Consider the following 23,495-nt stretch of genomic DNA (forward strand, 5'->3'; position numbering starts at 1 on the left):
TATTCGTTTAATGATGAGAATTGGAAGATGGTTGTTCGAAATTTTTAAAGAAATTTGGTTTTTCCCAACCCTAAAGGGACTAAAAATATTTTAAAAAATTCCACCAAAATTACTCCCTTTAGGGTTGGTGAAATAATTTTGATGGAATTTCTGCATTGATTTCTTCCATCTTCAAGCTTCCGTCTTCCCGCCTTGTCTCAAATCCTTTTAATTCTATTTTTCTCATAATCTTCAAAAATCATCTGTCCCAAACCAGAAAGTCCAGTCAGAAAAGCTTTCCCTTTGTTTTGAGCCGTAAATGCATTCACAAATTTTCTCAAATAAGGATCTTGCGCAATCATAAATGTGGTGATTGGAATTTTTAATTTTCTTGCTTGTGCGGCCTTGTTGAGACATTGGCTGACAATCATTTCATCCAAGCCAACGCTATTCATGTAATATTCGCCGGTTGGTAATTTGATACAACTCGGTTTTCCATCGGTGATCATGAAAATCTGTTTGTTGGTATTTCTTTTTCTTCGAAGGATATCCATTGCCAATTCCAATCCAGCAACGGTGTTCGTGTGATAAGGACCAACTTGCAAATAAGGTAGATCTTTGATTTTAATAGGCCAGGCTTCATTTCCGAAAACAATAATGTCGATGGAATCTTTCGGGTATTTTCTATTGATCAATTCCACCAAAGCCATTGCGACTTTTTTGGCGGGCGTGATTCGGTCTTCACCGTACAAGATCATTGAGTGGCTGATGTCAATCATCAAAACCGTGCTCATTTGCGCTTTGTGCTTGGTTTCTTCTACGATGAGATCGTCTTCTGTCATTCGAAGATCTGAAATTCCGTTGTTGATTTGAGCGTTTTTCAGACTTTCGGTCATATTGACTGTGGAAAGATCGTCGCCGTATTGGAAGTTTCGGTTTTCGCCATCGCGCTCATCGCCGACTCCGGATTTGTTGGTTCTGTGATTCCCGATGCCAGATTTCTTCAGCTTTCCGAATATTTGCTCGAGTGCATATTCTCGCAACGCCGCTTCCAGTTTGGCTGTCAGAATGTTTTTGCCTTTTCCAGTTCCGGTGTTTCCATCTTCGGAATCATCTTCTCTTTTGATGTAACCTCGCTTTCTGAGGTCTTCTTCAAAATCTTCAAGCGTATATTCGTCGGTGAAAATATCATATTCTTTGTCCAGCATTTCGAGCCAGTTAAAAGCTTCTTCGATATCGCCGGAAGTGTGGGTCAACAAATCTTTGAACACGTCGAAAACACGGTCGAAGTGGGAGATTTCTTCCGGAACGTGCTTGCTGAATGTAAAACCTTGTCGAAAATTAAATTGTTTATTTGTCATGAGATGAATCTCGTTTTAGAAAGGACAAGTTATGGAAATTTTATACCAATCTTCCTTTATTAAAAATAGATATTAGTAATGACAATGATGCAGAAAAGGTAAATGAGAACTTGATCTTTAATTAATCAAATTTGAGTTTCTAGTGATATTATTAAAAAAGTTTGAGCCTGTTTAAAAATAATTTAAAAATAAAATTTTCAAAACGTTTTTCTTTCCCAAACCATAAATGGTGGAAAAACGCCTTACAAATTTCATCAAAATTACTCCCTATAGCGTTGGGGAAATAATTTTGATGAAATTTAGACAGCCTTTATTTTATTAATCTAATGAATCAATTCGGCAAAGTGAACCAAAATGTACTTCCTTCTCCAATTTTACTATCAGCGCCAATTTCACCTTCGTGTTTTTTGATGATCTCAGAACAGATGTAAAGTCCCAATCCAAGACCGGAATACGACTTTCCAGAATGGTCTGCACGGTAATATCTATCAAATAGATTTGGAAGGATTTCTGCATCGATTCCTTCTCCAAAATCGGTTACGGAAACTTTGGTCTTGTTTTCCAAAGCTTCTATTTTAATTTGAATTGCTTTGGATTGAGATGCGTATTTAGTTGCATTGTTTACAAAATTGACGATGATTTGGTCAATCCGATTTTCATCCGCTAGAACCTCAATAGATTTATCGCCTTCAATCGTGATGTCAAATTTCCCTTCCATTCTGATATGGTTGCAACTATTGGAAAGCATATCGTACAGATTGAATTTTTTCTTTTCCAGTTTCAATTGGTCTTCATTCATTCGACTCATATTCAGCAGTTCATCGATGAGCTGAACCATTGTGTCAACACTTTTTTCGGACTGCTCGAGAAGTTTGTTGTGCGTTTCGGAAAAAGGTTTCTCTTTCAGCCTATCTAACAATTGGATAGACGCTTTCAAGATCGTAAGTGGCGTTTTCAGTTCGTGGCTGGCGATGCTGAGGAAATCGTCTTTACGCTGATCAAACAATTTTTTATCTGTGATATCGGCTGTCATTCCTACCATTCTGTCGGCAACGCCGTTTTCGTCGTAGCGCGGTCGGCCGTGTGCTTCTATCCAATGCACAGATCCGTCTCGCCATTGGATTGGATATTCTGTTTTATAGATGCCGTTTGTTCTGATAGCTTCTTGCACCAGACCTTTCACTCGTTCTCGATGATCTGGAAACATAGCCTCGAACAAATCGGAATAGGCAAAATCTTCCTCCGGTGCAAAGCCATAATTCTTCTTGAATTGATCTGTGCTTTGCATGACTCCAGTCGCCAAAAGCACTTCCGTATAACCCAAACTGCTCGCATCTAAGGCAATTTGCAACCTTGTATTGATCTCATTTACGGATTCTCTTGCGTTTACCTGTTCGGTAACATCTATTGCAACAACAAGTACGGTCTGGGTTTTTCCGTCGGGATCAAAGGTCGGTTTGTAGACAAAATTCAAATATTTCTCTATGATCTCTCCATTGATTGTTGCGGCCGATTTGTATTCCGTTCCGTAGTAAGGTTTTCCGGATTTAAAAACATCATCCAAGATTTTCCAAAAAGATTGGCTTTCTGTCTCGGGTAAGGCATTTTTCATTGGTAAACCAAGAATAGATCTGTCTTTGCCAACGATCTCTAGAAATGTGTCGTTCGCAACATCTATCAAGTATTCTTTTCCTTTGAGAGATGCCATTGCTACGGGCGAATGTTCTATCAGAGATTTGAAGCGGTTTTCACTTTCGATGAGTATGTGGTTGGTCTCCTGTAATTTATTTTTAAATTTTGTAAGATCTTTATTGGCCTTCTCTAATTTATTGTTGATTTTCAGAAGTTCCTCGTTGGTGATTTGGTATTCTTCATTCAGATCGCCAAGGTCTTTGGTCAATTGCGCTTCGGATTTTGACTTTTCGGTCACCATTATTCTATTTGCCATCCTTTCGGAAACTTCGAAGGCTGTATGGAGGATGTAAGCCGTTTTTCCGGATTCGTCCAAGATTGGCTTGTATTCAAAATCGAAATAATAATTCTCAATGATGCCATCTACTTCCAAGATCGCCGGAAAATCCTTTGCAAGAAACAGTTCTCCAGAATCCCAAACCTGTTTCAAAATATCGAAAAAAGGTTGACCCGAAAGTTCGGGAAGTGCTGTTTGAAAATCCTTGCCCAACACGGATCTGTCTTTGCCCCAGAAGTTTAGCATTGCCTCGTTGGCGCTTATGATTGTGATGTCTTCGCCAGTATAGATGGCAGTTGCATTTGGGGATTTGAAAAGGATGCTAAGTAGCTTCTCGGCGGGGATCAGGTCGGGAGAATTCATATTCTTAATAATAGATACACAAATATAATTAATTATCTTTCAATAGAAAGGCTACAAACAATTTCCGTGCAAAAAGAGGTACGGATTTTGAAACTAAAATTTTCATTCGGGATTTCTTACAAGCGGTCTCGATAAATTTTTGTTTTTTTGCAAATCTTTAATTTTAATATCTACGTATGTCCAAGTTTGATGCTATCAGACCTTTTTATGACCATGAAGTGAATGAGGCTTTGCAGGGTATTGCAAAGCATCCGATGATGAAGACGATGATGCAGTTCACTTTCCCGAATCGTGAAGAGAAAGATTGGCAGGAGCAATTTGAGAATATCAATACCATTTCCGAATTTCAAAGCCAAATCATAGCTGAAACGGTTCGTCGGATTTTGGAAAGAAGCTCTGAGGGCTTGACTTACTCTGGATTTGATGCGTTGGACAAAACTAAATCCTATCTTTTTATATCCAATCACAGGGATATTATTTTGGATACTTCGTTGCTCAATTTGGTGTTGCTGAATCAGGATTTTGTAATGACGTCTTCCGCGATTGGGGACAATCTTGTGAAAAAAGACTTTCTGCATGTTTTAGCAAAGTTGAATCGTAATTTTCTGGTTCAAAGGGCATTGTCTATTCGTGAGCAACTGAATAGTTCTCAGGTCTTATCAGAATATATCTATAAATTATTACAAAAAGAAAACCGTTCTGTTTGGATGGCGCAACGCGAAGGCAGAACCAAAGATGGAAATGATGTAACGCAACAAGGCATTTTGAAAATGCTGGCAATGGCGACAAATAATACTTCGCTGACAGATTTTTTTAAAAACTTGCGAATTGTTCCACTTTCAATTTCTTATGAATATGATCCAACCGACGTCCTAAAAATGCCTCAACTCATGGCGCAATCTCGAAATGAATTGTACATCAAAGAAAAAAATGAGGATTTCAACACGATGCTGAGTGGCGTTCTGGGGCAGAAAAAAAGAATTCATTTGCACGCAGGTCAAGTTTTGGATGAAAAGTTGGACTTTCTGGATTCCAAATTTGAAAACAAAAACAAACTGTTGCAGGCGATTGCACAAGTCATAGATCATTCTATCATCAAGAACTACAAACTTTGGCCAACCAATTACATAGCGTACGATTTGTTGCATAAGACCGATAAGTTTTCCGACCGATATACCATTCAGGAAAAGCAATTGTTTGCAAGGCGCTTGGAAATGAGAATCAATAATTGCGATCAGAATTTGAAGCAGAGTTTTCTGGCGATGTACGCCAATCCTGTTGTCAACCAAATGAAGCTTGAATCTGTATTTTGACCACGATTTCCAGCTGTAATATTCTTATTTCTTTAAAATATCTAAAAATTCCAACTTTTTTCAGGCTTTGGTAAAGCAATTGCATTGTCAGCATTTAAAATAATGACTTTCCTTTTTCATGAAAATTAATGATAATTCAGTGAATAAATTTTTAGCGATTTGATTTGATTTTTTAAATCTTGTCTTTAAGAATAATTTATTTATAATGAATTATTGATTATTGGTTTTCTTGAATTGCAAAATTTTACTCTAATATTCTTAAAATAACCATCGGTTTTTTAAAAATTGTGAGTATTTTTGGTGGCTGAGGAGAGTATAAACTGTTACCAGATTTATTTTACGCTTTATGATTTTAATTGTCGATGATAACCAAAACAATATTTATTCATTAAAAAAACTTTTGGAGTCGAAAGATTTCCAGGTTGATACCGCTATTTCTGGTGAAGAAGCTTTGGGAAAAGCATTGAAGAATAATTACGCGTTGATTATCCTGGATGTCCAAATGCCAGTGATGGACGGCTTCGAAGTTGCTGAAACTTTTTCTGGTTACAGCAAGACCAAAGAGATTCCCATTATTTTTCTATCCGCAGTCAATAAGGAAAAGGAATTCATCACGCGCGGTTACGCATCTGGTGGAATGGATTACGTGACAAAACCTATCGATCCAGAAATTCTTCTTTTAAAAGTCAAAACCTTTTACAATTTGCAGGAAAACAGTCTTGCGATGAAGAAGACTCAGCGAAGTCTGGAAAAAGAAGTCAAAGGCAGAAGGGAAGCTCAAGTGACGATGAGATCGGAAATCGACCATTTTCATTTGATGTTGGAAGCCTTGCCACAGATTGCCTTCACGCTGGATGGTGATGGAAAAGTGAATTTCGTAAACAGCAAATGGTACGAATATTCCGCATCCGAATTGGAATTTCCAGAAACCCATCCAGACGATAAAAATATCCAATACGAATTTGAACGTTGCAAGAAAAAAGGAAAAGCACTCGAGCTGGAATCCCGCATCAAAAATATCACAACTGGAGATTATAGATTTCATTTGCTGAGAATGTCGCCAGTTTACGATGGCAAATCAATCAAAAATTGGGTCGGGACTTTTACAGATATAGACGATCAAAAGAAAGTTGAAAAAGAAAAAGACGAGTTCCTCAGTATCGCAAGCCACGAATTGAAAACACCTTTGACGAGCATCAAAGCTTACATGCAACTCTTGGATCGCAAATTGAAAATCAATGAAGGAACAACGGAAGCCAATTATGTGAACAAAGCTCTGTCTCAAGTCGAAAAACTTAACACTTTGATTACAGACCTTCTTGATGTTTCCAAAATCGACAACGGAAAACTCAAAATCAATAAGAAACCTACGAACTTAGATAGCGTCATTCACACCGCAATAGAAACAATTCTCCAAACGCATGATGACAAAGTGAAAATTACAAGACACGGCTTCATTCCCGATATTTTGATTCCTCTGGATGCAATCAGGATTGAGCAGGTTTTGATTAATTTTCTTACCAACGCTATCAAATATTCTCCCGAAAACAATCAAGTCATCGTCACAACTTTTGTAGATGAAAACGAAGTGAGAGTTAGCGTCACAGACTTTGGAATTGGAATTCCGGATTTCAAGCAAGACGCAGTTTTCAAAAAATTCTACCGCGTGGAGGAATCGTCTCTTCAGTTCCAAGGAATGGGAATCGGTTTGTACATCTGCTCGGAGATCATCCAGCAACATGACGGAACTATTGGTCTCTCCAGTGTCGTGGAAGAAGGATCTACGTTTTACTTTACATTACCATTAAACTAATTTTTTATGCCGAAAAAAGTCATTAGAAATCTTCAATTCGGGATTGGATTTTCATTATTTATATTAATCGCGAGTTCCATTGCATCTTACTGGAGCATCCAGAAACAGATGGAGCATCGGGAAAATGTTTCTAAAAGCAGAAAATCTGTAACGGCTGTCAAAGATGTTTTGATTGCCCTTCTGGATGCTGAAACTGGGAACAGAGGTTTCCAGTTGACAGGAAAAGAAAACTTTTTGGAACCATACAACAGAAGTATTTCTGAATATTCCAACGCGATAGAATTAGTGAAATCATATGATTTAGGAAATGATGCTCAACTTGAAAGGCTCAAAAATCTGGAGCAGACTGTTGATGCTAATATGAACAACCTGAAACAGTTTGTTCAAAACAAAAAAGACGGCATTGTGATGACTCAGGATCAGATGATTCAGAGCAAAGTTTACATGGACAGATGCAGAAATCTGGTTCATGATTTTGTCAAACTTGAAGAGACTCAGTTGGATCAAAAGAACAAAGACCTCAATTCATCATCCAATATTACCGTTTTATTCATTTTGTTTTCAGCGCTGTCTGCCATTGCTGTGACTGTGTTTTTCTACATCAAGCTAAGAAATGACTTGCTTAGAAGAGATAGATTGGAAAAAGAATTAAAGGCCAAAGATATAGAAATTTCAAATCGTGTCAGCGTCATTCAGCAAGTTGCAAATCGTGTTTCCAATGGAGATTATGATCAGAAAATTTTTGATAATTACGACGGAGATTTAGGTGATTTGGTGGAGTCTCTCAACCACATGACGGATTCTCTCAAAGAATCCTTTGACAAATTGAATCGAAGTGATTGGCATCAGAAAGGTCTGGCTTTGCTTAATGAATCTCTGGTCGGAAACAAATCGGTGAGCCAAGTGACAATCGATTCACTTAATCAATTGATTGAATATGGAAATTGTACAAATGGTGCTGTTTATTTGTTAGATGAAGGTCAGTTGCGACTGACGACCGCTTTCGGATTGGAAAATTCGATGAAGCAATCCTTTGATTTGGGTGAAGGAATGGTTGGTCAGGCTTTTGTTCAAAAAATGCCGAAAGTTTACAACGATCTTAATGAAGATGATTTTTCAATATCGTTCGCGACTGGCAAAATCAAGATCAATGCTATTCTATTAATCCCGATTATTTTGAATAATGAAGCGATTGGCGTTTTGGAATTAAGCTCTTGCACCAATTTTGACCAAGATCAAATTGAATATTTTGCAGAAGGAAGCAGAAATATTGCAATCGCACTCAACGCGGCAAAAGGCCGTGAAAAAGAACAACGATTGTTGGAGGAAACTCAGGCACAGTCGGAAGAACTTCAGGTCCAACATTCTGAATTGGAAAACCTGAACACAGAATTGGAAGCGCAAACCCAAAAATTACAAGCTTCTGAGGAAGAATTGAAAGTACAGCAGGAAGAATTGATGCAGACCAATACGGAATTGGAAGAACGTTCAAAATTATTGGAGGAAAAAAACCACTTGATTGCAGAACGAAATGCCGAGATTCAGAAGAAAGCGGAAGAATTGGAATTGAGTACAAAATACAAATCGGAATTCCTGGCAAATATGTCACACGAATTGCGAACGCCATTGAACTCAATTTTGCTTCTTTCAAGATTGATGGCAGAAAATTCTGATAAGAATCTGAACGAAGACCAAGTAGAATCTGCAAAAGTCATCCAAAGTTCGGGAACGAGTCTTCTGACTTTGATCGATGAGATTTTAGATTTAGCTAAGATTGAATCGGGGAAAATGTCACTTGAATATCAAGAAGTTTTCTTGGAAGATGTGGTGAAAGATCTCAAAAACCTGATGAATCCCGTTGTGAAAAACAAAGGCATAGAATTTAATATCAATATAGAAGATGATCTAGAAAAATCCCTTGAGACAGACCGTCTGCGTTTGGATCAGGTATTGAGAAATCTTCTTTCCAACGCTATCAAATTTACGAAAGAAGGAGGCGTTGAATTGAACATCAAACAAGATTCTAAAAATCAGGACAACATCATTTTCTCTGTGAAAGATACGGGAATCGGAATTCCGGAAGAGAAACAGAAAGTAATTTTCGAAGCGTTCCAGCAGGCTGATGGATCCACACAGCGCAAGTTTGGTGGAACAGGTTTGGGATTGAGCATCAGTCGTGAGATCGCCAAATTACTCGGAGGCGAATTGCTTTTGGAAAGTACCGTAAATGAAGGAAGTGAGTTCAGTTTGGTGATTCCGAAAAATGAATTGTCAAAAATTAAAATCATTGAGAAAGATCAAAACGCCGATCAGATTTTAGCGGATGAAATTAAGGAAATAGATTTCGAAGTTTCATCCACATACGCAACTCTAGAAATTCCTGAAGATGTGGCTGATGATCGCGATAATATTACGGATGAAGACAAAGTGATTTTGATTGTGGAAGATGACACCAATTTTGCAAAAGCACTTTTGAAATATGCAAGATTGCAGAATTACAAAGGCATCGTCGCAGTGAGAGGAGATCATGCACTTCCGGCCGCGTTGCAATATCATCCTTCCGCTATTCTCCTGGATGTTCAGCTTCCTGTGAAAGATGGTTGGCAAGTGATGGACGAATTGAAGGCTAATTCGAAAACCAAACCAATTCCGGTTCATATGATGTCTGCGATGCAAGTGAGACAGCAGAGTTTAATGAAAGGCGCTATAGATTTCATTAATAAACCTATTGCGATGGATCAGATGACGGAAGTTTTCAGAAAGATTGAAGATGCGCTGAAAAGATCACCACAGAAAGTATTGATCGTGGAGGAAAATGCCAAACATGCAAGTGCTTTGTCTTATTTCTTAAGCAATTTTGACATCTCTCTTTCCATCGAAGATAATGTGGAAGACAGTGTGAAAGCTTTAAATTCTGACGCTACAGATTGTGTGATTTTGGACATCGGGCCAGACAGAAGAAATGGCTATAAAATCTTAGAATCGATTAAGAATTATGAAGGCATGGAAAACTTGCCGATCATTATTTTTACGGAGAGAAATCTTTCCAAATCCGAAGAACTTAAAATCAGAGAGTACGCAGATTCCATCGTCGTGAAAACGGCGCATTCTTACCAAAGGATTTTGGACGAAGTTGGCCTGTTCTTACATTTGGTCGAAGAGAAGAATACGACTGTTGAAGCCATTAGAAATAAAACTTTAGGCTCATTGACAGAAGTCTTGAGTGGGAAAAAAATCCTGATCACAGATGATGACGTTCGGAATATATTCTCATTGTCAAAAGCATTGGAGAAATATAAAGTAGACGTGGTTCTGGCGATGGACGGCAAGCAGGCATTAGAACAAATCAAGCAAAACCCTGACATAGATGTAGTCTTGATGGATATGATGATGCCAGAGATGGATGGCTACGAAACCATTCAGGAAATCAGAAAAATGCCGAGTTACAAAAAATTGCCAATCATTGCGGTGACTGCAAAATCTATGATTGGTGATCGGGAAAAATGTCTGCAGGCTGGCGCATCCGATTATATCACGAAACCTGTGGATATAGATCAGTTGCTGTCATTGCTACGTGTTTGGTTATATGAAAGTTAAAAGTTTTTTAAGTTTTAAATGAGTACAAGAATTTTAATAGTGGATGACGATCCAAACAATATATTTGCCCTGAGACTGACTCTGAAAGCGCGTGGTTACAAGTTAGAAAGTAGCACGATGGCGGAAGAGGCAATTCGGATTTTAAAAGAAGAAAATGATTTTTGTATCGTACTGATGGATATGATGATGCCGGAAATTGACGGCTATGAAGCGATAAAGATCATTCGAAGCACGCCGGAAATCAGCAAAGTTCCAATCATCGCTGTCACTGCACAAGCGATGGAGGAAGACCGAAGAAAGTGTCTGGAAGCAGGCGCACAAGATTATATTAAAAAACCCATTGACGTAGATCTACTACTCAGTGCTATCGAAAAATATTGCTAATGTTGGAGCCAAGCATCGTAAAAGATAATGAAATAGAACATCTGATCAAGGATGTCTACGAATCTTACGGTTACGATTTTTCACTATACAGCCGAGCATCTTTCAAAAGAAGGGTGAATAGAATATGTGTGATAGACAGATTTACGAGCTACGCAGAATTGCGTTATCAAGTGTTGAACGACGGCGATTATTTCAAACATTTTATAGAAGAAATTACAGTGAATGTCACTGAGATGTTTCGTGATCCCTTATTTTTCAAATCGCTTCGGGAGAAGATTTTGCCACAATTAGGCACATTTCCTTTGATCAGGATTTGGGTCGCAGGATGTTCGACTGGCGAAGAAGCCTACTCAATCGCAATTTTGTTGAAGGAAGCTGGACTTTATCACAAATGTTTGATCTATGGAACTGATATCAATCCATCGGTTTTGGAAACTGCAAGAGCGGGGATTTTTCCGATGCATCACATGAAAACCTATTCGGAAAATTATATGCTTTCTGGAGGGAAGAAGGATTTTTCTGATTATTATACTGCGAATTATGACAATGCCAGATTTGATAAAAGTCTGCAGGAAAAACTTATTTTAAGTACCCATAATTTGGTTTCAGATAGTTCTTTCAACAGTTTTCAGCTGATTGTCTGTCGCAATGTTTTGATTTATTTTGATAAGGAATTGCAGGAGCGCGTATTTGGTCTTTTTGATGCAAGCTTGGAAAATTTGGGTTATTTGGCTTTGGGTTCCAAAGAAACTTTGAGATTTTCCACTTTGAGCAAATTTTACAGACAAATGGAAGATCAGAAGATCTGGAAGAAATTGGATTATAACTAATTGTGATGGAAGCGAATGATTTCAAGACGGAGTTGGTTGTAATTGGCGGATCTGCAGGTAGTTTGCAGGTGATTTTGGAAATGCTCAAGAATTTGAATGACCATCTTGATTTTCCAATGGTTCTTGTTCTACATCGGAAAGCGCAAGCCATCAGCATTCTTCCAAAACTGTTGCAGAAATTTTCAAAACTTGAAGTTATTGAGATTGAGGATAAAACTGAGATCGAAAATAATAAAATATATATTGTTCCTTCGGATTATCATTTGTTGTTCGAAACTAAAAATTCAGTCTCGCTTGATGGTTCCGAAAAAATGAATTACTCGCGTCCGTCCATCGATGTGATTTTCAGATCGGCATCAGAGATATTTGGAGAAGGTGTTGTCGCAGTTTTGTTGTCAGGCGCCAATGCAGACGGCGTGGAAGGCTTGAACTACATCAAAAAAAATAATGGAAAAGTTTGGATTCAGGATCCGGAAACGGCCGAGGTCAATTATATGCCAATGCAGGCAAAATTAAACGTAGATTACGACCTGATAACGACCCCCGAAGATTTGGCAAAATATATTAATCAATTGAAATAACTAACTATATATAAGATGAATAAAATTTTAATATTTGACGATGACACCAGCATTCTGGAAGTGATCAGCATAATTTTCGAGGAAAATGGCTATAAGGTCGAAATCTCCGAAACTTCGCACGACATTATCCAAAAAGTTGAAGCTTTCCGCCCAGATGTGATTTTGATGGACAATTGGATTCCCAATATCGGTGGAGTAGAAGCGACCAAACTTTTGAAAAGTCACGCAGAGTTCAAAGATATTCCGGTGATCTATGTGACGGCGAATAGCGACATCAAAACCTTGGCCGACAGTGCGCAGGCAGATGATTTCGTAGCGAAACCATTTAATTTAGAAGACTTGGAAGAGAAAGTTGCTTTTTATATGAAAAAGTAATTTCCTAATTTAAAACTCCAAGATTCCATCTGCAAAATTTTTCCACTGCGTTTTGGAAATGCCGAACATTCCACCGAATGCGATGACGAAATTTCTGATTTTACCTATCAGATTTGTTTTCATATTCGGGGTTTCGTTTCTTCCGTAGATGCTCATTTGGATGTAAGTTGCAGATCTTGAAATTGAAAATACAGAAGCAGATTGATCGGAATAGAAATGAGCAATGTGTCCATTTTCTTTTTGTGAAGGTGGCGAGGTTGGAACACAATTCATCAAAATATTTTCAAGCTCATCATTTTTCAGAAAATAATTGCTCAAGGTAATGATCTTTACCCAATCAAAGCCTTTTGTCTCGGGATTTCCAGGCCCTGGAATATCAATTCTAATTAAGTCGCCTTCTTTTGGAATTCGGTTTACAGGTGTACCATTTTGGTCAAAATGTTTGAATTTGGCACCACCTTTTCCACCGAATTCTTGCCAACGGTTGATATCAAAAAATCTTCCTTTTAAAATTTCAAATCCAGAAAACGCAAGTTGCGCATCTGAATATTCTTTGAAGCTTTCTGTATCATGGAAACTTCCTTTTTCTTGCTGAGGAACGCCGGGAATTTGTTTAGCTTTCATTTATGGGAGAGTGATTAGTTTAAAAGAAAAATTCCGGATGAACCGGAATTTTGACTGAATTTTACTTTGCTTTTGTATTAAGATTTGTGTCTGCGATGCTGGACAGCAAATCGTCACATTGTTTTTCTTCTTCCAAAGTTTCCAACAGATTTTTGAGACATCTTTTTTCTTTCATAACTTTTGCAAATGCTGCAAGCGTTCCATAAGTTGCAATCTCGTAGTGCTCAATTTTTTGAGAAGCGGCGATGATTCCTGCATCTCTCACTGCGCCTGGCTCTGTTTCTTCCATGATGCTTTTTCCCTCGTCTAAAAGGCCTTGCATTGCGTCACATTTTTCAGCTTCGGCTTTTTTACCAAGTGCGGAGAAACAATCTTCCAATCGTTTTACTTGATTTTTGGTTTCAGCAATGTGATTGGTGATGGCGGTTTTCAATTTTTTGTCTGTTGCATTTTTCTCCATTTTTGGCAAAGCTTTTAGGAGCGCTTTTTCTGCCCAATAGATATCTTTCAATCCATCTTCGAAAAGATCTTCCAGTTTCTTCGCCGCATCTTTTTTCGCAGGGACTTTTTTAGCTTTAGATTTGGTTGCAGGTGCTTTAGATGTTGCTGTTTTCGAAGTTGTTGTCTTTGTCGATGTCTTCGGGGCTGTAGTTTTTTTTGGTGTTGCGGTGTTTGTGGCCATAATATTTTGTTGTTTTATGATTTGTATTTTCGATGTGGCAACTATTGTACCGTTAAATTAAATGTTTGTTTAATTTTTATTTGATTAATATTATTCTTGTTGATATTTTATTATTATGTTTAAATTTTCCTTAATGATAGAAATTTTTTAACAGCTTTATTAATAATTATTTAATGTTTTTGCATCTTCTGTATTAGTGTAGTAAAAGATTGTATTTTAAAGTAAATTTATTAAAGTGTAATAATTAACTTAAGTTAATCAAAATGGTGTAAACCAATTAATTAATGTTATCTTTGCTTTATTAATTATCACTGTGAAGCTGCTGATATTAATTTGATTAATACAATTGCCATTCGCTTCACCTTATTTTTTTGCTGTAATGATGGCTTACAGCGCGTTTTTATCTCTCAAATTATATGAATGCACTTGCATTAGACCTACCTACAGACTCATACACGGAGTTTCTAAACCGTTTCAAAACTTCAATTTCATCTCTTTTTCAAAAGGAAAATATAGATCAGCTAAGCCTTTCGCGTGGTTTGCCTCCTAATGTTTGGAAAGAAATCTTCAATTTGAAGCCATTGTCGGTTGCTATTCCGAAAGAATTTGGTGGTAGAGGTGTAAAGGTGAAAGAATGTCTTGGACTTTTATCCGCAGCGTCTTACGAATCTTTGCCTTTGTCTTTGACATTTGGGATTAATATTGCACTTTTCTTGGAGCCTTTGGCGAAGTACGGAAATGAAGTGATCAAAGGTGACATCTTCAAACATTTCTTGGATTACGGTGCAATGGGTGGTTTGATGATCACCGAGCCGGATTACGGAAGTGATGCATTGAGTATGAGAACTCAAAATCAATTGATTGATAACGAATACCACGTAAAAGGTACAAAACACTGGCAAGGTCTTACAGGATTGGCCAATTACTGGTTGATCACTTCCAGAAACGCCAATGCAGAAGGCAATCTTGGAAGAGATGTAGATTTTTTCATTGCTGACACGCACAAGCCAAATCAAAATATCGAGGTTTTAGAATATTACGACAATGCGGGATTGTATATGATTCCTTACGGTCTTAATAAGGTGGATGTCAAACTTCCTCAGGAAAATAAATTGATTCCGGAATCTACGGGATTGAAATTGATGCTGGACGTTCTTCACAGAAGCAGATTCCAGTTTCCAGGAATGGGAATGGGTTTCTTGAAAAGAATGATGGACGAGGCGACAACACACTGCAAAGAAAGAATCGTTGGAACTTCCAATCTTTTCGCTTTGGATCAAGTTCAATTCCAATTGGCAAAAATGCAGTCTTATTTCACGCTGTGCTCAGCAATGTGTGCAAAAAGTTGCAAAGTAAGTGGCATTGACAATGATGTGTCCGGAAGCGGTGTTCACGCAAACAGTATGAAGGCTTTGGTGACCGATATGATGCAGGATTCTGCACAGATGTTGGTTCAGCTTTCTGGCGGAAAAGGTTACAGATTGAGCCACATCGGTGGACGCGGCATTATGGATAGTCGTCCATTCCAGATCTTCGAGGGTTCTAATGAAATGCTTTACACGCAAATCTCAGAAGGCATCTTGAAAGATATGAAGAAGAAAAAAACAGAAAACCTTGGAGAATATCTTGCAATCAACGAATTGACAAGCAACGCTTCAAAACTTTATAAAAAGGAATTTGACTTCAACATCGGAAGTCCGATCTCTCAAAGAAAAATGATTGATCTTGGAAAAGTGATCGCAAGAGTGGTGACTGTAAATGATCTTTTGGAATTGAATAACGAAGGCTTTAGCCAGCAATTGACAGATAACTCTGTGGAAATGGTAAGACAAGAAATCGTAATGTTATTGGCATCTTTGCAACATCATCAAAATATCTCGGCACTAGAAGATTTAGGAAATAGTGATTGGATGTCGTTTGCGTAATCAAACAAAATAGAACTTAAAGACCTCAAGGCTAATCGTTTTGAGGTCTTTTTTTATTAATGGATTCTCAATAATCTTCTAATTTAATATTAATTTGAAAATCAATTAATTAAAATAGTGTTTGTATCATATTAATGTTGTATATTTGCATTATAATTTACAAAAAGAGGTGTCTGCCTTGCTTTTTCTGTCACAGTTTAGAATACCAATTTTTCTCTCCCCAGTTTTCGCTTACAGTACCAATCTTCAAATTTTATATTGTAAAATTGAATTTATTGTTGACCTCGATTATTAAATTATAAAAAAACATAGCTCTCGTGGAAAGGAGTTATCATCACAACAAAAATATTAATATAACACTAGAATAATTTATGGCAGATTCTTTCTCCAAAAAAGAAAATTTTAAGAAAAAAATCGCAAAACAAAAAGAAAAGGCAATACGTCGTGAAGATCGTAAAAACAACAATGACAAAGGTAAAGAGTCAGAGTTCATGTACGTAGATGCTTATGGCAGACTTACTTCTACACCTCCAGAGGAAAGATTAGAAGTTAATTTGGATGACATCCAGCTAGGTGCAGCGCCTATCGAAGCCGAAGAAGCTGTAAAAACAGGAATTGTAACATTCTTTAGCGAGAAAGGTTACGGTTTTATTACAGAGGATGGTAACAAAGAAAATGTTTTCTTCCATAGCAACAATTGTGTGCACTTGGTGAAAAAAGGAAACAAGGTCTCTTTCGAAAAAGAGAGGTCGCCAAAAGGTTACTCCGCTATCAACATTCAACTTATCAAATAGATAATTTATAACAACAATTTTTTAATACCATTACAATGCAAGAAGGCACAGTAAAATTTTTCAACGAAACAAAAGGTTTCGGATTCATTTCTCCATCAGCTGGAGGAGACGACATCTTTGTACATTCATCAGGTTTAGTTAGCAGAAACATTCGTGAGAATGACAAAGTAACTTTTGAAGTACAAAAAGGACAAAAAGGATTAAACGCAGTTAATGTAAAACTTGCGTAAGCATAAAAAGTTTTTTCCATTGAAAATGATAAGCTCTAATTAATTTTAGAGCTTATTTTTTTGTTTGATAATCACAATTCTTGGCTTCATTTTGGTTTAATGCATTGATATGATTCCTAGACTCAAGTACGATCCGCAATTAGATTCTCTTACCGAAAAAGAACTGAAACTTTTGGACAAAGCTTCTGATTCCATTCGGAAATTTGTGAACAAATCACCGAAGATCAACAAATCTGATTTTGCGCCGAGAGACGCACACGCGACAACTTATTCTGTTGTGAAAGGAACTTTTAAGGTCTATGAAGAATTTGATAGGAAAGCTATATTTCCAACCGAAAAATTGGATTGCATCATCCGGATTTCCCACGCTCATATGAAGCTGATGAGTCAAGAGAAAACGATTCCAGCTTACGGATTTTCAGTTAAAATTTATAATGATGAAAAAACCATTGCGAACTTTCCGATGGTGAATTTTCCATTATTTCCGATTGTCAATGTTTCGAGATTTCTGAAATTGTTCATTTCCATTAATGATTATTTCGCTGGAAATTTTTTTAGAAAAATATTTAGTTCGCTGAGAATATTTAAAAGTTTTATCACCATCATTCCTAATACCTTGAATTTCTCTTTTCAAAATCAAGTTTTAAAATTTTTGAAACGATGGAATCATTTTATTTTGTCATTGGATTATCATTCAATCGGTGTTTACAGAATGGGCGATGATTTGGTTAAATTAAAATTAACTCCTATTAATATTAATCATAAGATTCAAGACAGTAGAATCGATTTATCAATTGAAAATTATCTAAAGAGTAATATCTACGAATTGGAATTATGCGTTCAATATTGTTATAATTTGAAAGACCAGCCAGTCAATCAATTAAATAAAATGTGGAAAAAATCAAAGTTTGTTCCATTGGGAAATATCCAAATCACTGAATTATTAGATAAATATAAGGTGGAGAATGAATTGCTTTCTTTCAATCCGTTTGAAAATATTCTTGGATTACAACCTGTCGGGAAGATTCAAAAATTGAGAGATCAAGCGTATAAAACTTCACTACAAACCAGAACCGAAATTAATTTGAAATAAATGGACGAAAATATATTAGGACTAGTCGCGGGTATTTTGACCTCAGTCGCAATGATGCCACAACTCATCAAAGTTTTGAAAGATAAAAATGTAGAAGACATTTCCGTAATGATGCTATTGGTGCTGATTTCCGGACTGTCTCTTTGGGTTTGGTATGGAATCTTGCAGGAGGAATGGCCAATCATTTTGTCCAATGCTTTCTCCGTTTTGGTCAATGTCACGCTTTTAACTTGTTGTCTGATCTTCAAAAAGAAAGATTAAATCTCATAGATTTCAGAATCGGTAAAGACAAAATAAGTTCCTTTCTTGGGAATATTTTTCGTGTCCAATCCCGTAAACTCGCTGAAGGCAGGCAACAATAATTGTTTTGAGGTCTGGGCAAAACAAGGGAGTTTTATTTTCTTGACAGGAGAATTGATAACAAATCCTGGATGGATATGTCCCGTAATCTGGAATTTAGGATTTGAACGGTCAAAGTCGTGAACAAAAGCGATGTCATCAATTTCTAACGAATCACTTCTCGAATCCAAACATAATTTATTCTCTAAAGTTTTCGAAATCCTGTCGTGATTGCCTTCTACGAGACAGAATTTGATATCCGGATATTGATTTTGCCACGCGCAAAATTCATCAACATCAGAATTATTTCCTGCGTGCAACAAATCGCCAACGATAATAAATTTATCAGGCTGAAAATTTTCAATTAAAATAGATAAACGCTCCAAATCATTTTTCATAATATGATTGGCCAAAGCAATTCCGTTTTTCCGAAAATGAGCGGTTTTTCCGATATGTAAATCTGAAAAAATTAAGGCTTTTTCTTTCCCCCAAAATAATGCACGTTGGTTGGTTAGCGTGAAAGTTTGGTTTTGAATTGTTATGTTTTTTGTGGCTATATTCATTTTTCCAACTGTTGCAAAAAATGCAACAACTCATTTATTCATTTATTTTCCCTGACTGCTTTATCAACTTCTGAATCCTCACATCCAAGTCTTCACTCGTCAAAGTTTGCCTCAAACTGTCAACTTTAATCGGAAAACTCAAGGGTGTAAATTTATCCGAAAATTTCAGAATAAACTTCGATTTTTCTATTCGTTTAAAAGCTTCCACCAATCTTTGCTCCTGCAACTGCATATTAAAAACTTCGGTGTACGCCTGTCTCACCAGAAAATGATTCGGGTCATAATCTTCCAGTACTTTAAAAATCAATCCGGCTGAACTTTGCAATGCCTTGTTTGAACGTTGCTGTCCGGGGAAATTCTGCACGACCATTCCCGAAATCACCGCAATGTCTCTGAATTTACGACTTGCCATTTCTGCTGAATTGATACTTGAAATCACATCAACCATCAGATTATCTCTGGTTAGAATTCCATCTAAATTATCTTCATTGATTGGAATTTCTTTGTCACTGAACAGTTCAAAACCGTAATCATTCATCGCCATCGAAAAAGAAATCGGAGCCAGTTTGGAAATTCTGTAAGCAATCAACGCTGCCATCACTTCGTGCACCAAACGTCCCTCGAATGGATACATAAACAAATGATAACCTTCTCTGTTTTTAATCAATTCAATCAAAAATTCATCTTCTCTTGGAATATGAGAGCGTTTTTCCTGATTAGCTAAAAGCGGATATAAAAACTTCAGTTCTTTTTCAGAAGCTTTTGGATTTAATGCTCCCGACAATTTTTCTCTTAAAAAATGACCCAGATTTGAACTTAAAGGCAATCGTCCGCCCAGATAACTCGGAGCCTGCGCTTTTCCTTTGGAAGCCCGAACAAAAACTGTCATATCTTTTATCATTGCCACTTCCAAAACACGACCAGCCAGAATAAATTTCTCTTCTTTTTTCAGTCTTGAAATAAAATATTCCTCAACCATCCCGATATAACCGCCCGAAATAAATTTCACTTTCAGCATTGCATCGCTGACAATCGCACCCATATTCATCCGGTGGAGCATCGCAATTTTTCGTGAGATCACTTTGTGCAGACCGTCTTCCATTACGACGACTTTGTGATATTCTTCGTAGCTTTTCAAGGCACTTCCGCCAATCGTGAGGAAATCAATCATCGCTTTCCATTCCTCATCTCTGATTTCCTGAAAAGTATAGACTTTTTTGATTCTTTCGTAAACTTCTTTCGGTAAAAATCCATCACCAACCGCCAACGTCATCAGAAACTGAACTAAGACATCGAAACATAAAACCACCGGCTCGCGTGGTTCGATAACTTTCTGTTTTACAGCTTCTTTTAAAGCAGCAACTTCAATCAGTTCCAGAGAGTGCGTGGGAACGCAGAAAATTTTTGAGGTTTCAAAAGGGGAGTGGCCACTCCGTCCCGCACGTTGCAGAAATCTCGCTACACCTTTCGCTGAACCAATTTGAATGACTGTATCTACAGGTTTAAAGTCAATTCCCAAATCCAGAGATGATGTGGAAACAACTGCTTTTAATTTTCCAGAACTTAAATTTTCTTCAATCCAGATTCTGAGATGCGCATCAATCGAACTGTGGTGAATAGCGATTTGTCCGGCAAAATCGGGATAGGCATTTAGCAAAAGCTGATACCACATTTCGCTCTGACTTCGGGTATTCGTAAAGACGATGGTCGATTTTGATTCTAAAATAATCGGAACGACTTTATCGGCTAATTTTTGTCCGAGATGTCCTGCCCAAGGCAACAGTTCAACTTCATTCGGAAACACAGAGATAATATCGATTTTCTTGAGTTCCTTAGCCGTAATTTTTGTCTTCTTAATATCATAGGGAATCAAAACATCCTGCGCTTCGTCGAGGTTTCCGATGGTTGCAGTAATTCCCCAGATTTTAAGTTTAGGAACATAATGAAAGAGCTGTGAAATTCCCAATTCGACCATCACGCCCCGTTTGGAACCGAGCAATTCGTGCCACTCATCCACTGCAACGCAATGCATATTGGTAAAGAATTGCTGATGGTTTTTCTGTCCTAAAAGTAAATGTAGACTTTCAGGTGTGACCACCAGAATTTCAGGCATATTTTTCACCTGTTGCTGACGGACTTTAGGGTCGGTATCACCGTTTCTCACGCCAACTGCCCAATCTAAGCCAATCTCGTCAATCGCTTCCTGCATTGCTTTGGCTATATCTTTGGAAAGGGAACGTAATGGCGTAATCCAAATCATCTTCAGTCCTTTTTTGTACTTGTCGGGATTCGTCAAAAAATCAGAAACCAAAGCTAAAAATACAGAAAACGTCTTCCCAAAACCGGTCGGAGCAACCACCATTCCGCTATAGCCACTGCCAAATTTCTTCCAGGTGTCGACCTGAAATTTAAATGGCGAGTTGCCTTTTTCCATCATCCAGTTTTGAATGATTTTAAAGCCTTCGGTATTTTCGTAGTTGCTCAAATTTATTTTTCGCTTTCTAATTAAAAATTCTTCGACTTCGCTCTGACTGACATCTTTAAAAACATTTAGTATTAGGATTGTCATGCTGAGCGGAGTCGAAGCATTACTGTATCAATTTCTTAATCTCTTCAATATCATCAATATCATTCACGGTTTTGTCTTTCCGCCATCTTAAAATCCTTGGGAAACGCAATGCCACGCCGCTTTTGTGTCGGTTGCTGAAGCCAATTCCTTCAAACGCAATCTCGAAAACCAACTCAGCTTTCACAGTTCGGACGGGACCGAATTTTTCAATCGCATTTTTATTGACAAACTTGCTGACTTCCATTATCTCTTTATCCGTCAATCCGGAGTATGCTTTGGCAATGGTAACCAATGTATCGCCACTTTTCACGGCAAAACTGTAATCGGTGTAGTAGGCGCTTCGTCGTCCGCTACCTTTTTGAGCGTAAATCAAAACAGCATCAATCGTCAACGGACTGATTTTCCATTTCCACCAGTCACCTTTTTTCCGTCCGGAATGGTAGTGCGAATTTTTCTGTTTCAGCATCAAACCTTCACTGTTGATTTCCCTTGAATTTTCCCGGATTAAATCTAATTTGTTCCAGTCTTCAAAATCAATGGCCTGAGAAATTTTAATATTTTCCGGCGCTTCATTTAATAATAATTCCTCTAACATTGCTCTTCTGGCTGAGATGGGCTTTTCCCTTAAATCAGTTCCTTCCAGTTCCAAAATATCATAAGCGAAAACTTCAATCGGAATTTCAGCGAGCATTTTTTTAGTTAAAGTTTTACGGTTCAAACGCTTCTGTAATTCATTAAAATTTAAAACATTACCTTCCATTACCGCAAGTATTTCTCCATCTATCACAAAGTTGCCTTTCATCGCTTTTACAGTCTCGGCAATTTCAGGAAACTGTTCGGTCACCAGTTCTTCACCACGCGACCAGATGAAAACTTCGTCATTTCTTCTGATGATTTGTCCACGGATTCCATCCCATTTATATTCAATCAACCATTCTTCAGGTTTTCCCAAATCTTCCAGCTCTTTTTCAAGCGGATAAGCCAAACAGAAAGGGTAGGGTTTTGAGTTATCGGGATTGATATTTTCAGCCGAAATCAATTCCTGAAATGAAACTTCATCAGGTTGCCATTTCCCCATCAGACTGTGCATCAACGTGCTTGCTTCCTGTCCGGAAAACTTGGTCAGAGAATTAATTAAAGTTTTCGAGGAAACTCCAATTCTGAAACTTCCCCCCAATAATTTATTGAAAATCAATCGTTCCGTGTAATCCAAACCATTCCAGGAATTAAGAACAAATTCCTTTTTCTCTGCTTCGGTTTTTGTTTTAAGTCCGATGATTTCATTCATCCATTCAGATAAAGTTTTCTCTATTTTTTCAGTTGGTGGCGGAAGAATCAAGGATATTGTTTCACCCAAATCGCCGACTGAGGAATAACTTTCCTGAAAAAGCCAAAACGGCAGTTGAGTAATTTCCAATGCCCATTCTTTCATATAGTTGGTGTTCACATTTCGCTTGGGTCTTTTTCCCGTAAACAGGGCGATGAACCACAATTTATCATCATCAGGCGCACGCTCAAGATAATCGATGATGGCATCGATTTTAGCATTGGTTTTATTAGTGCTTTCAAGGGCGTTGATGAGTTCTGCGAAATGTTTCATCGGTTAGATTTTCAGGTTGAAAACTGCAATTTAGTTTCAAGAAAGGCTCAGATTAAAAAATCCAAGCCTTAATATTTTACTTAAAAAATTGTGGCAATTAGCCACAAAATAATTTTTAGTGGGTAGCGTTTTGAACGTCTGTTTTCACTTCTTCAGCTTTGTTTTTGAATTGGTCAGCTGTTTCAGTAGCTTTATCTTTCAATTGATCCGCTGTTTGGTTTGCTTTGTCCTTCAGGTCATTTCCGAATTTCGTCAGATTTTCCTTTGCAGTGTTGAAGGTATCTTTCACCTTTTGTTGATCTTCCGGAGAAGATTTTTTGTATTTCCACCACGCCAAAGCGCCAACTCCTAACAATGCCAATAGGCCATTTGTTTTATTTCCCATTTTTGTAATTTTTTTTAGTTAATAAACTGATTTGTAAAGAGAGTAGAAAATTTTGTGCCAACAATCCAACATTTGCATGTTTTTTTGGGCGTGCCCCTCTCCAGCGCTAAGGCCAATACTCGGGTC

General features: G+C 37.5%; 20 protein-coding genes. 12 read left to right on the forward strand and 8 right to left on the reverse strand.

What is annotated here, in order from left to right:
* Nucleotides 1–197: 197 nt before the first annotated feature.
* Both IO90_RS13820 and IO90_RS18490 read right to left on the reverse strand, forming a co-directional pair.
* Entirely contained in the window at nucleotides 198–1,340 is a 1,143-nt protein-coding gene (locus IO90_RS13820) for a vWA domain-containing protein (RefSeq protein ID WP_034967689.1), read from the reverse strand.
* 331 nt (nucleotides 1,341–1,671) lie between these two features.
* Nucleotides 1,672–3,672 (reverse strand): PAS domain-containing sensor histidine kinase, encoded by a 2,001-nt coding sequence (locus IO90_RS18490; RefSeq protein WP_051878705.1) that lies wholly within the window; start codon nucleotides 3,670–3,672, stop codon nucleotides 1,672–1,674.
* Between the two features lie 176 nt (nucleotides 3,673–3,848).
* Here IO90_RS18490 and IO90_RS13830 point away from each other — a divergent pair, with 176 nt between their 5' ends.
* From IO90_RS13830 to IO90_RS13860, 7 genes are all read left to right on the forward strand, one after another.
* On the forward strand, nucleotides 3,849–4,985 hold the full coding sequence (locus tag IO90_RS13830; protein ID WP_034967691.1) for a 1-acyl-sn-glycerol-3-phosphate acyltransferase: 1,137 nt from the start codon (nucleotides 3,849–3,851) through the stop codon (nucleotides 4,983–4,985).
* Between the two features lie 346 nt (nucleotides 4,986–5,331).
* The gene (locus tag IO90_RS13835; protein ID WP_034967692.1) at nucleotides 5,332–6,798 is read left to right on the forward strand and encodes an ATP-binding protein; all 1,467 of its coding nucleotides are present in this window, start codon (nucleotides 5,332–5,334) and stop codon (nucleotides 6,796–6,798) included.
* Nucleotides 6,799–6,804: 6 nt separating this feature from the next.
* Nucleotides 6,805–10,395, forward strand: coding sequence for a response regulator (locus IO90_RS13840; protein WP_034967694.1), 3,591 nt, complete (start codon nucleotides 6,805–6,807; stop codon nucleotides 10,393–10,395).
* A gap of 18 nt (nucleotides 10,396–10,413) precedes the next feature.
* The gene (locus tag IO90_RS13845; RefSeq protein WP_034967697.1) at nucleotides 10,414–10,779 is read left to right on the forward strand and encodes a response regulator; all 366 of its coding nucleotides are present in this window, start codon (nucleotides 10,414–10,416) and stop codon (nucleotides 10,777–10,779) included.
* Nucleotides 10,779–11,609 carry a CheR family methyltransferase gene (locus IO90_RS13850; protein WP_034967699.1) on the forward strand — a complete coding sequence of 277 codons (831 nt, stop codon included), beginning with the start codon at nucleotides 10,779–10,781 and terminating at the stop codon, nucleotides 11,607–11,609. Before IO90_RS13845 ends, IO90_RS13850 begins: the two co-directional genes overlap by 1 nt.
* 5 nt (nucleotides 11,610–11,614) lie before the next feature.
* Nucleotides 11,615–12,190 (forward strand): chemotaxis protein CheB, encoded by a 576-nt coding sequence (locus IO90_RS13855; protein ID WP_034967701.1) that lies wholly within the window; start codon nucleotides 11,615–11,617, stop codon nucleotides 12,188–12,190.
* A gap of 15 nt (nucleotides 12,191–12,205) precedes the next feature.
* Nucleotides 12,206–12,565 carry a PleD family two-component system response regulator gene (locus IO90_RS13860; protein WP_034967704.1) on the forward strand — a complete coding sequence of 120 codons (360 nt, stop codon included), beginning with the start codon at nucleotides 12,206–12,208 and terminating at the stop codon, nucleotides 12,563–12,565.
* 9 nt (nucleotides 12,566–12,574) lie between these two features.
* Here the strand turns inward: IO90_RS13860 and IO90_RS13865 are convergent, their stop codons facing one another.
* Together IO90_RS13865 and IO90_RS13870 are read right to left on the reverse strand one after the other, a co-directional pair.
* On the reverse strand, nucleotides 12,575–13,189 hold the full coding sequence (locus IO90_RS13865) for a hypothetical protein (RefSeq protein ID WP_034967706.1): 615 nt from the start codon (nucleotides 13,187–13,189) through the stop codon (nucleotides 12,575–12,577).
* Nucleotides 13,190–13,250: 61 nt separating this feature from the next.
* Nucleotides 13,251–13,871, reverse strand: coding sequence for a ferritin-like domain-containing protein (locus IO90_RS13870; RefSeq protein ID WP_034967710.1), 621 nt, complete (start codon nucleotides 13,869–13,871; stop codon nucleotides 13,251–13,253).
* A 416-nt stretch (nucleotides 13,872–14,287) separates the two neighbouring features.
* Here IO90_RS13870 and IO90_RS13875 point away from each other — a divergent pair, with 416 nt between their 5' ends.
* From IO90_RS13875 to IO90_RS13895, 5 genes are all read left to right on the forward strand, one after another.
* Entirely contained in the window at nucleotides 14,288–15,796 is a 1,509-nt protein-coding gene (locus IO90_RS13875) for an acyl-CoA dehydrogenase family protein (RefSeq protein ID WP_034967714.1), read from the forward strand.
* Between the two features lie 371 nt (nucleotides 15,797–16,167).
* Entirely contained in the window at nucleotides 16,168–16,590 is a 423-nt protein-coding gene (locus tag IO90_RS13880) for a cold-shock protein (RefSeq protein ID WP_034967718.1), read from the forward strand.
* Between the two features lie 35 nt (nucleotides 16,591–16,625).
* Entirely contained in the window at nucleotides 16,626–16,820 is a 195-nt protein-coding gene (locus IO90_RS13885; protein WP_028123823.1) for a cold-shock protein, read from the forward strand.
* 109 nt (nucleotides 16,821–16,929) lie between these two features.
* Nucleotides 16,930–17,913, forward strand: coding sequence for a hypothetical protein (locus IO90_RS13890; protein ID WP_034967724.1), 984 nt, complete (start codon nucleotides 16,930–16,932; stop codon nucleotides 17,911–17,913).
* A complete protein-coding gene (locus IO90_RS13895; RefSeq protein WP_034967729.1) occupies nucleotides 17,914–18,174 on the forward strand; it encodes a SemiSWEET transporter in 261 nt (86 codons plus the stop codon).
* On the opposite strand, the gene pdeM is transcribed toward IO90_RS13895, so the two are convergent.
* From pdeM to IO90_RS13915, 4 genes are all read right to left on the reverse strand, one after another.
* Complete coding sequence (pdeM, locus tag IO90_RS13900) at nucleotides 18,171–18,815, reverse strand: ligase-associated DNA damage response endonuclease PdeM (RefSeq protein WP_034967733.1); 645 nt, start codon at nucleotides 18,813–18,815, stop codon at nucleotides 18,171–18,173. The genes IO90_RS13895 and pdeM overlap by 4 nt on opposite strands.
* Before the next feature lie 34 nt (nucleotides 18,816–18,849).
* On the reverse strand, nucleotides 18,850–21,300 hold the full coding sequence (locus IO90_RS13905) for a ligase-associated DNA damage response DEXH box helicase (RefSeq protein WP_034969244.1): 2,451 nt from the start codon (nucleotides 21,298–21,300) through the stop codon (nucleotides 18,850–18,852).
* Between the two features lie 103 nt (nucleotides 21,301–21,403).
* Complete coding sequence (locus IO90_RS13910; protein WP_034967736.1) at nucleotides 21,404–22,984, reverse strand: ATP-dependent DNA ligase; 1,581 nt, start codon at nucleotides 22,982–22,984, stop codon at nucleotides 21,404–21,406.
* 115 nt (nucleotides 22,985–23,099) lie between these two features.
* Nucleotides 23,100–23,369 carry a YtxH domain-containing protein gene (locus IO90_RS13915; protein ID WP_034967740.1) on the reverse strand — a complete coding sequence of 90 codons (270 nt, stop codon included), beginning with the start codon at nucleotides 23,367–23,369 and terminating at the stop codon, nucleotides 23,100–23,102.
* Nucleotides 23,370–23,495: the final 126 nt, after the last annotated feature.

The sequence above is a fragment of the Chryseobacterium sp. FH1 genome (assembly GCF_000735135.1).
Classification (GTDB): domain Bacteria; phylum Bacteroidota; class Bacteroidia; order Flavobacteriales; family Weeksellaceae; genus Epilithonimonas.

Excerpts from the sequence above, each read along its gene's own strand:
- IO90_RS13820 (WP_034967689.1), bottom strand. The coding sequence starts at position 1,340 with ATGACAAATAAACAATTTAATTTTCGACAAGGTTTTACATTCAGCAAG.
- IO90_RS18490 (WP_051878705.1), bottom strand. The coding sequence starts at position 3,672 with ATGAATTCTCCCGACCTGATCCCCGCCGAGAAGCTACTTAGCATCCTT.
- IO90_RS13830 (WP_034967691.1), top strand. The coding sequence starts at position 3,849 with ATGTCCAAGTTTGATGCTATCAGACCTTTTTATGACCATGAAGTGAAT.
- IO90_RS13835 (WP_034967692.1), top strand. The coding sequence starts at position 5,332 with ATGATTTTAATTGTCGATGATAACCAAAACAATATTTATTCATTAAAA.
- IO90_RS13840 (WP_034967694.1), top strand. The coding sequence starts at position 6,805 with ATGCCGAAAAAAGTCATTAGAAATCTTCAATTCGGGATTGGATTTTCA.
- IO90_RS13845 (WP_034967697.1), top strand. The coding sequence starts at position 10,414 with ATGAGTACAAGAATTTTAATAGTGGATGACGATCCAAACAATATATTT.
- IO90_RS13850 (WP_034967699.1), top strand. The coding sequence starts at position 10,779 with ATGTTGGAGCCAAGCATCGTAAAAGATAATGAAATAGAACATCTGATC.
- IO90_RS13855 (WP_034967701.1), top strand. The coding sequence starts at position 11,615 with ATGGAAGCGAATGATTTCAAGACGGAGTTGGTTGTAATTGGCGGATCT.
- IO90_RS13860 (WP_034967704.1), top strand. The coding sequence starts at position 12,206 with ATGAATAAAATTTTAATATTTGACGATGACACCAGCATTCTGGAAGTG.
- IO90_RS13865 (WP_034967706.1), bottom strand. The coding sequence starts at position 13,189 with ATGAAAGCTAAACAAATTCCCGGCGTTCCTCAGCAAGAAAAAGGAAGT.
- IO90_RS13870 (WP_034967710.1), bottom strand. The coding sequence starts at position 13,871 with ATGGCCACAAACACCGCAACACCAAAAAAAACTACAGCCCCGAAGACA.
- IO90_RS13875 (WP_034967714.1), top strand. The coding sequence starts at position 14,288 with ATGAATGCACTTGCATTAGACCTACCTACAGACTCATACACGGAGTTT.
- IO90_RS13880 (WP_034967718.1), top strand. The coding sequence starts at position 16,168 with ATGGCAGATTCTTTCTCCAAAAAAGAAAATTTTAAGAAAAAAATCGCA.
- IO90_RS13885 (WP_028123823.1), top strand. The coding sequence starts at position 16,626 with ATGCAAGAAGGCACAGTAAAATTTTTCAACGAAACAAAAGGTTTCGGA.
- IO90_RS13890 (WP_034967724.1), top strand. The coding sequence starts at position 16,930 with ATGATTCCTAGACTCAAGTACGATCCGCAATTAGATTCTCTTACCGAA.
- IO90_RS13895 (WP_034967729.1), top strand. The coding sequence starts at position 17,914 with ATGGACGAAAATATATTAGGACTAGTCGCGGGTATTTTGACCTCAGTC.
- pdeM (WP_034967733.1), bottom strand. The coding sequence starts at position 18,815 with ATGAATATAGCCACAAAAAACATAACAATTCAAAACCAAACTTTCACG.
- IO90_RS13910 (WP_034967736.1), bottom strand. The coding sequence starts at position 22,984 with ATGAAACATTTCGCAGAACTCATCAACGCCCTTGAAAGCACTAATAAA.
- IO90_RS13915 (WP_034967740.1), bottom strand. The coding sequence starts at position 23,369 with ATGGGAAATAAAACAAATGGCCTATTGGCATTGTTAGGAGTTGGCGCT.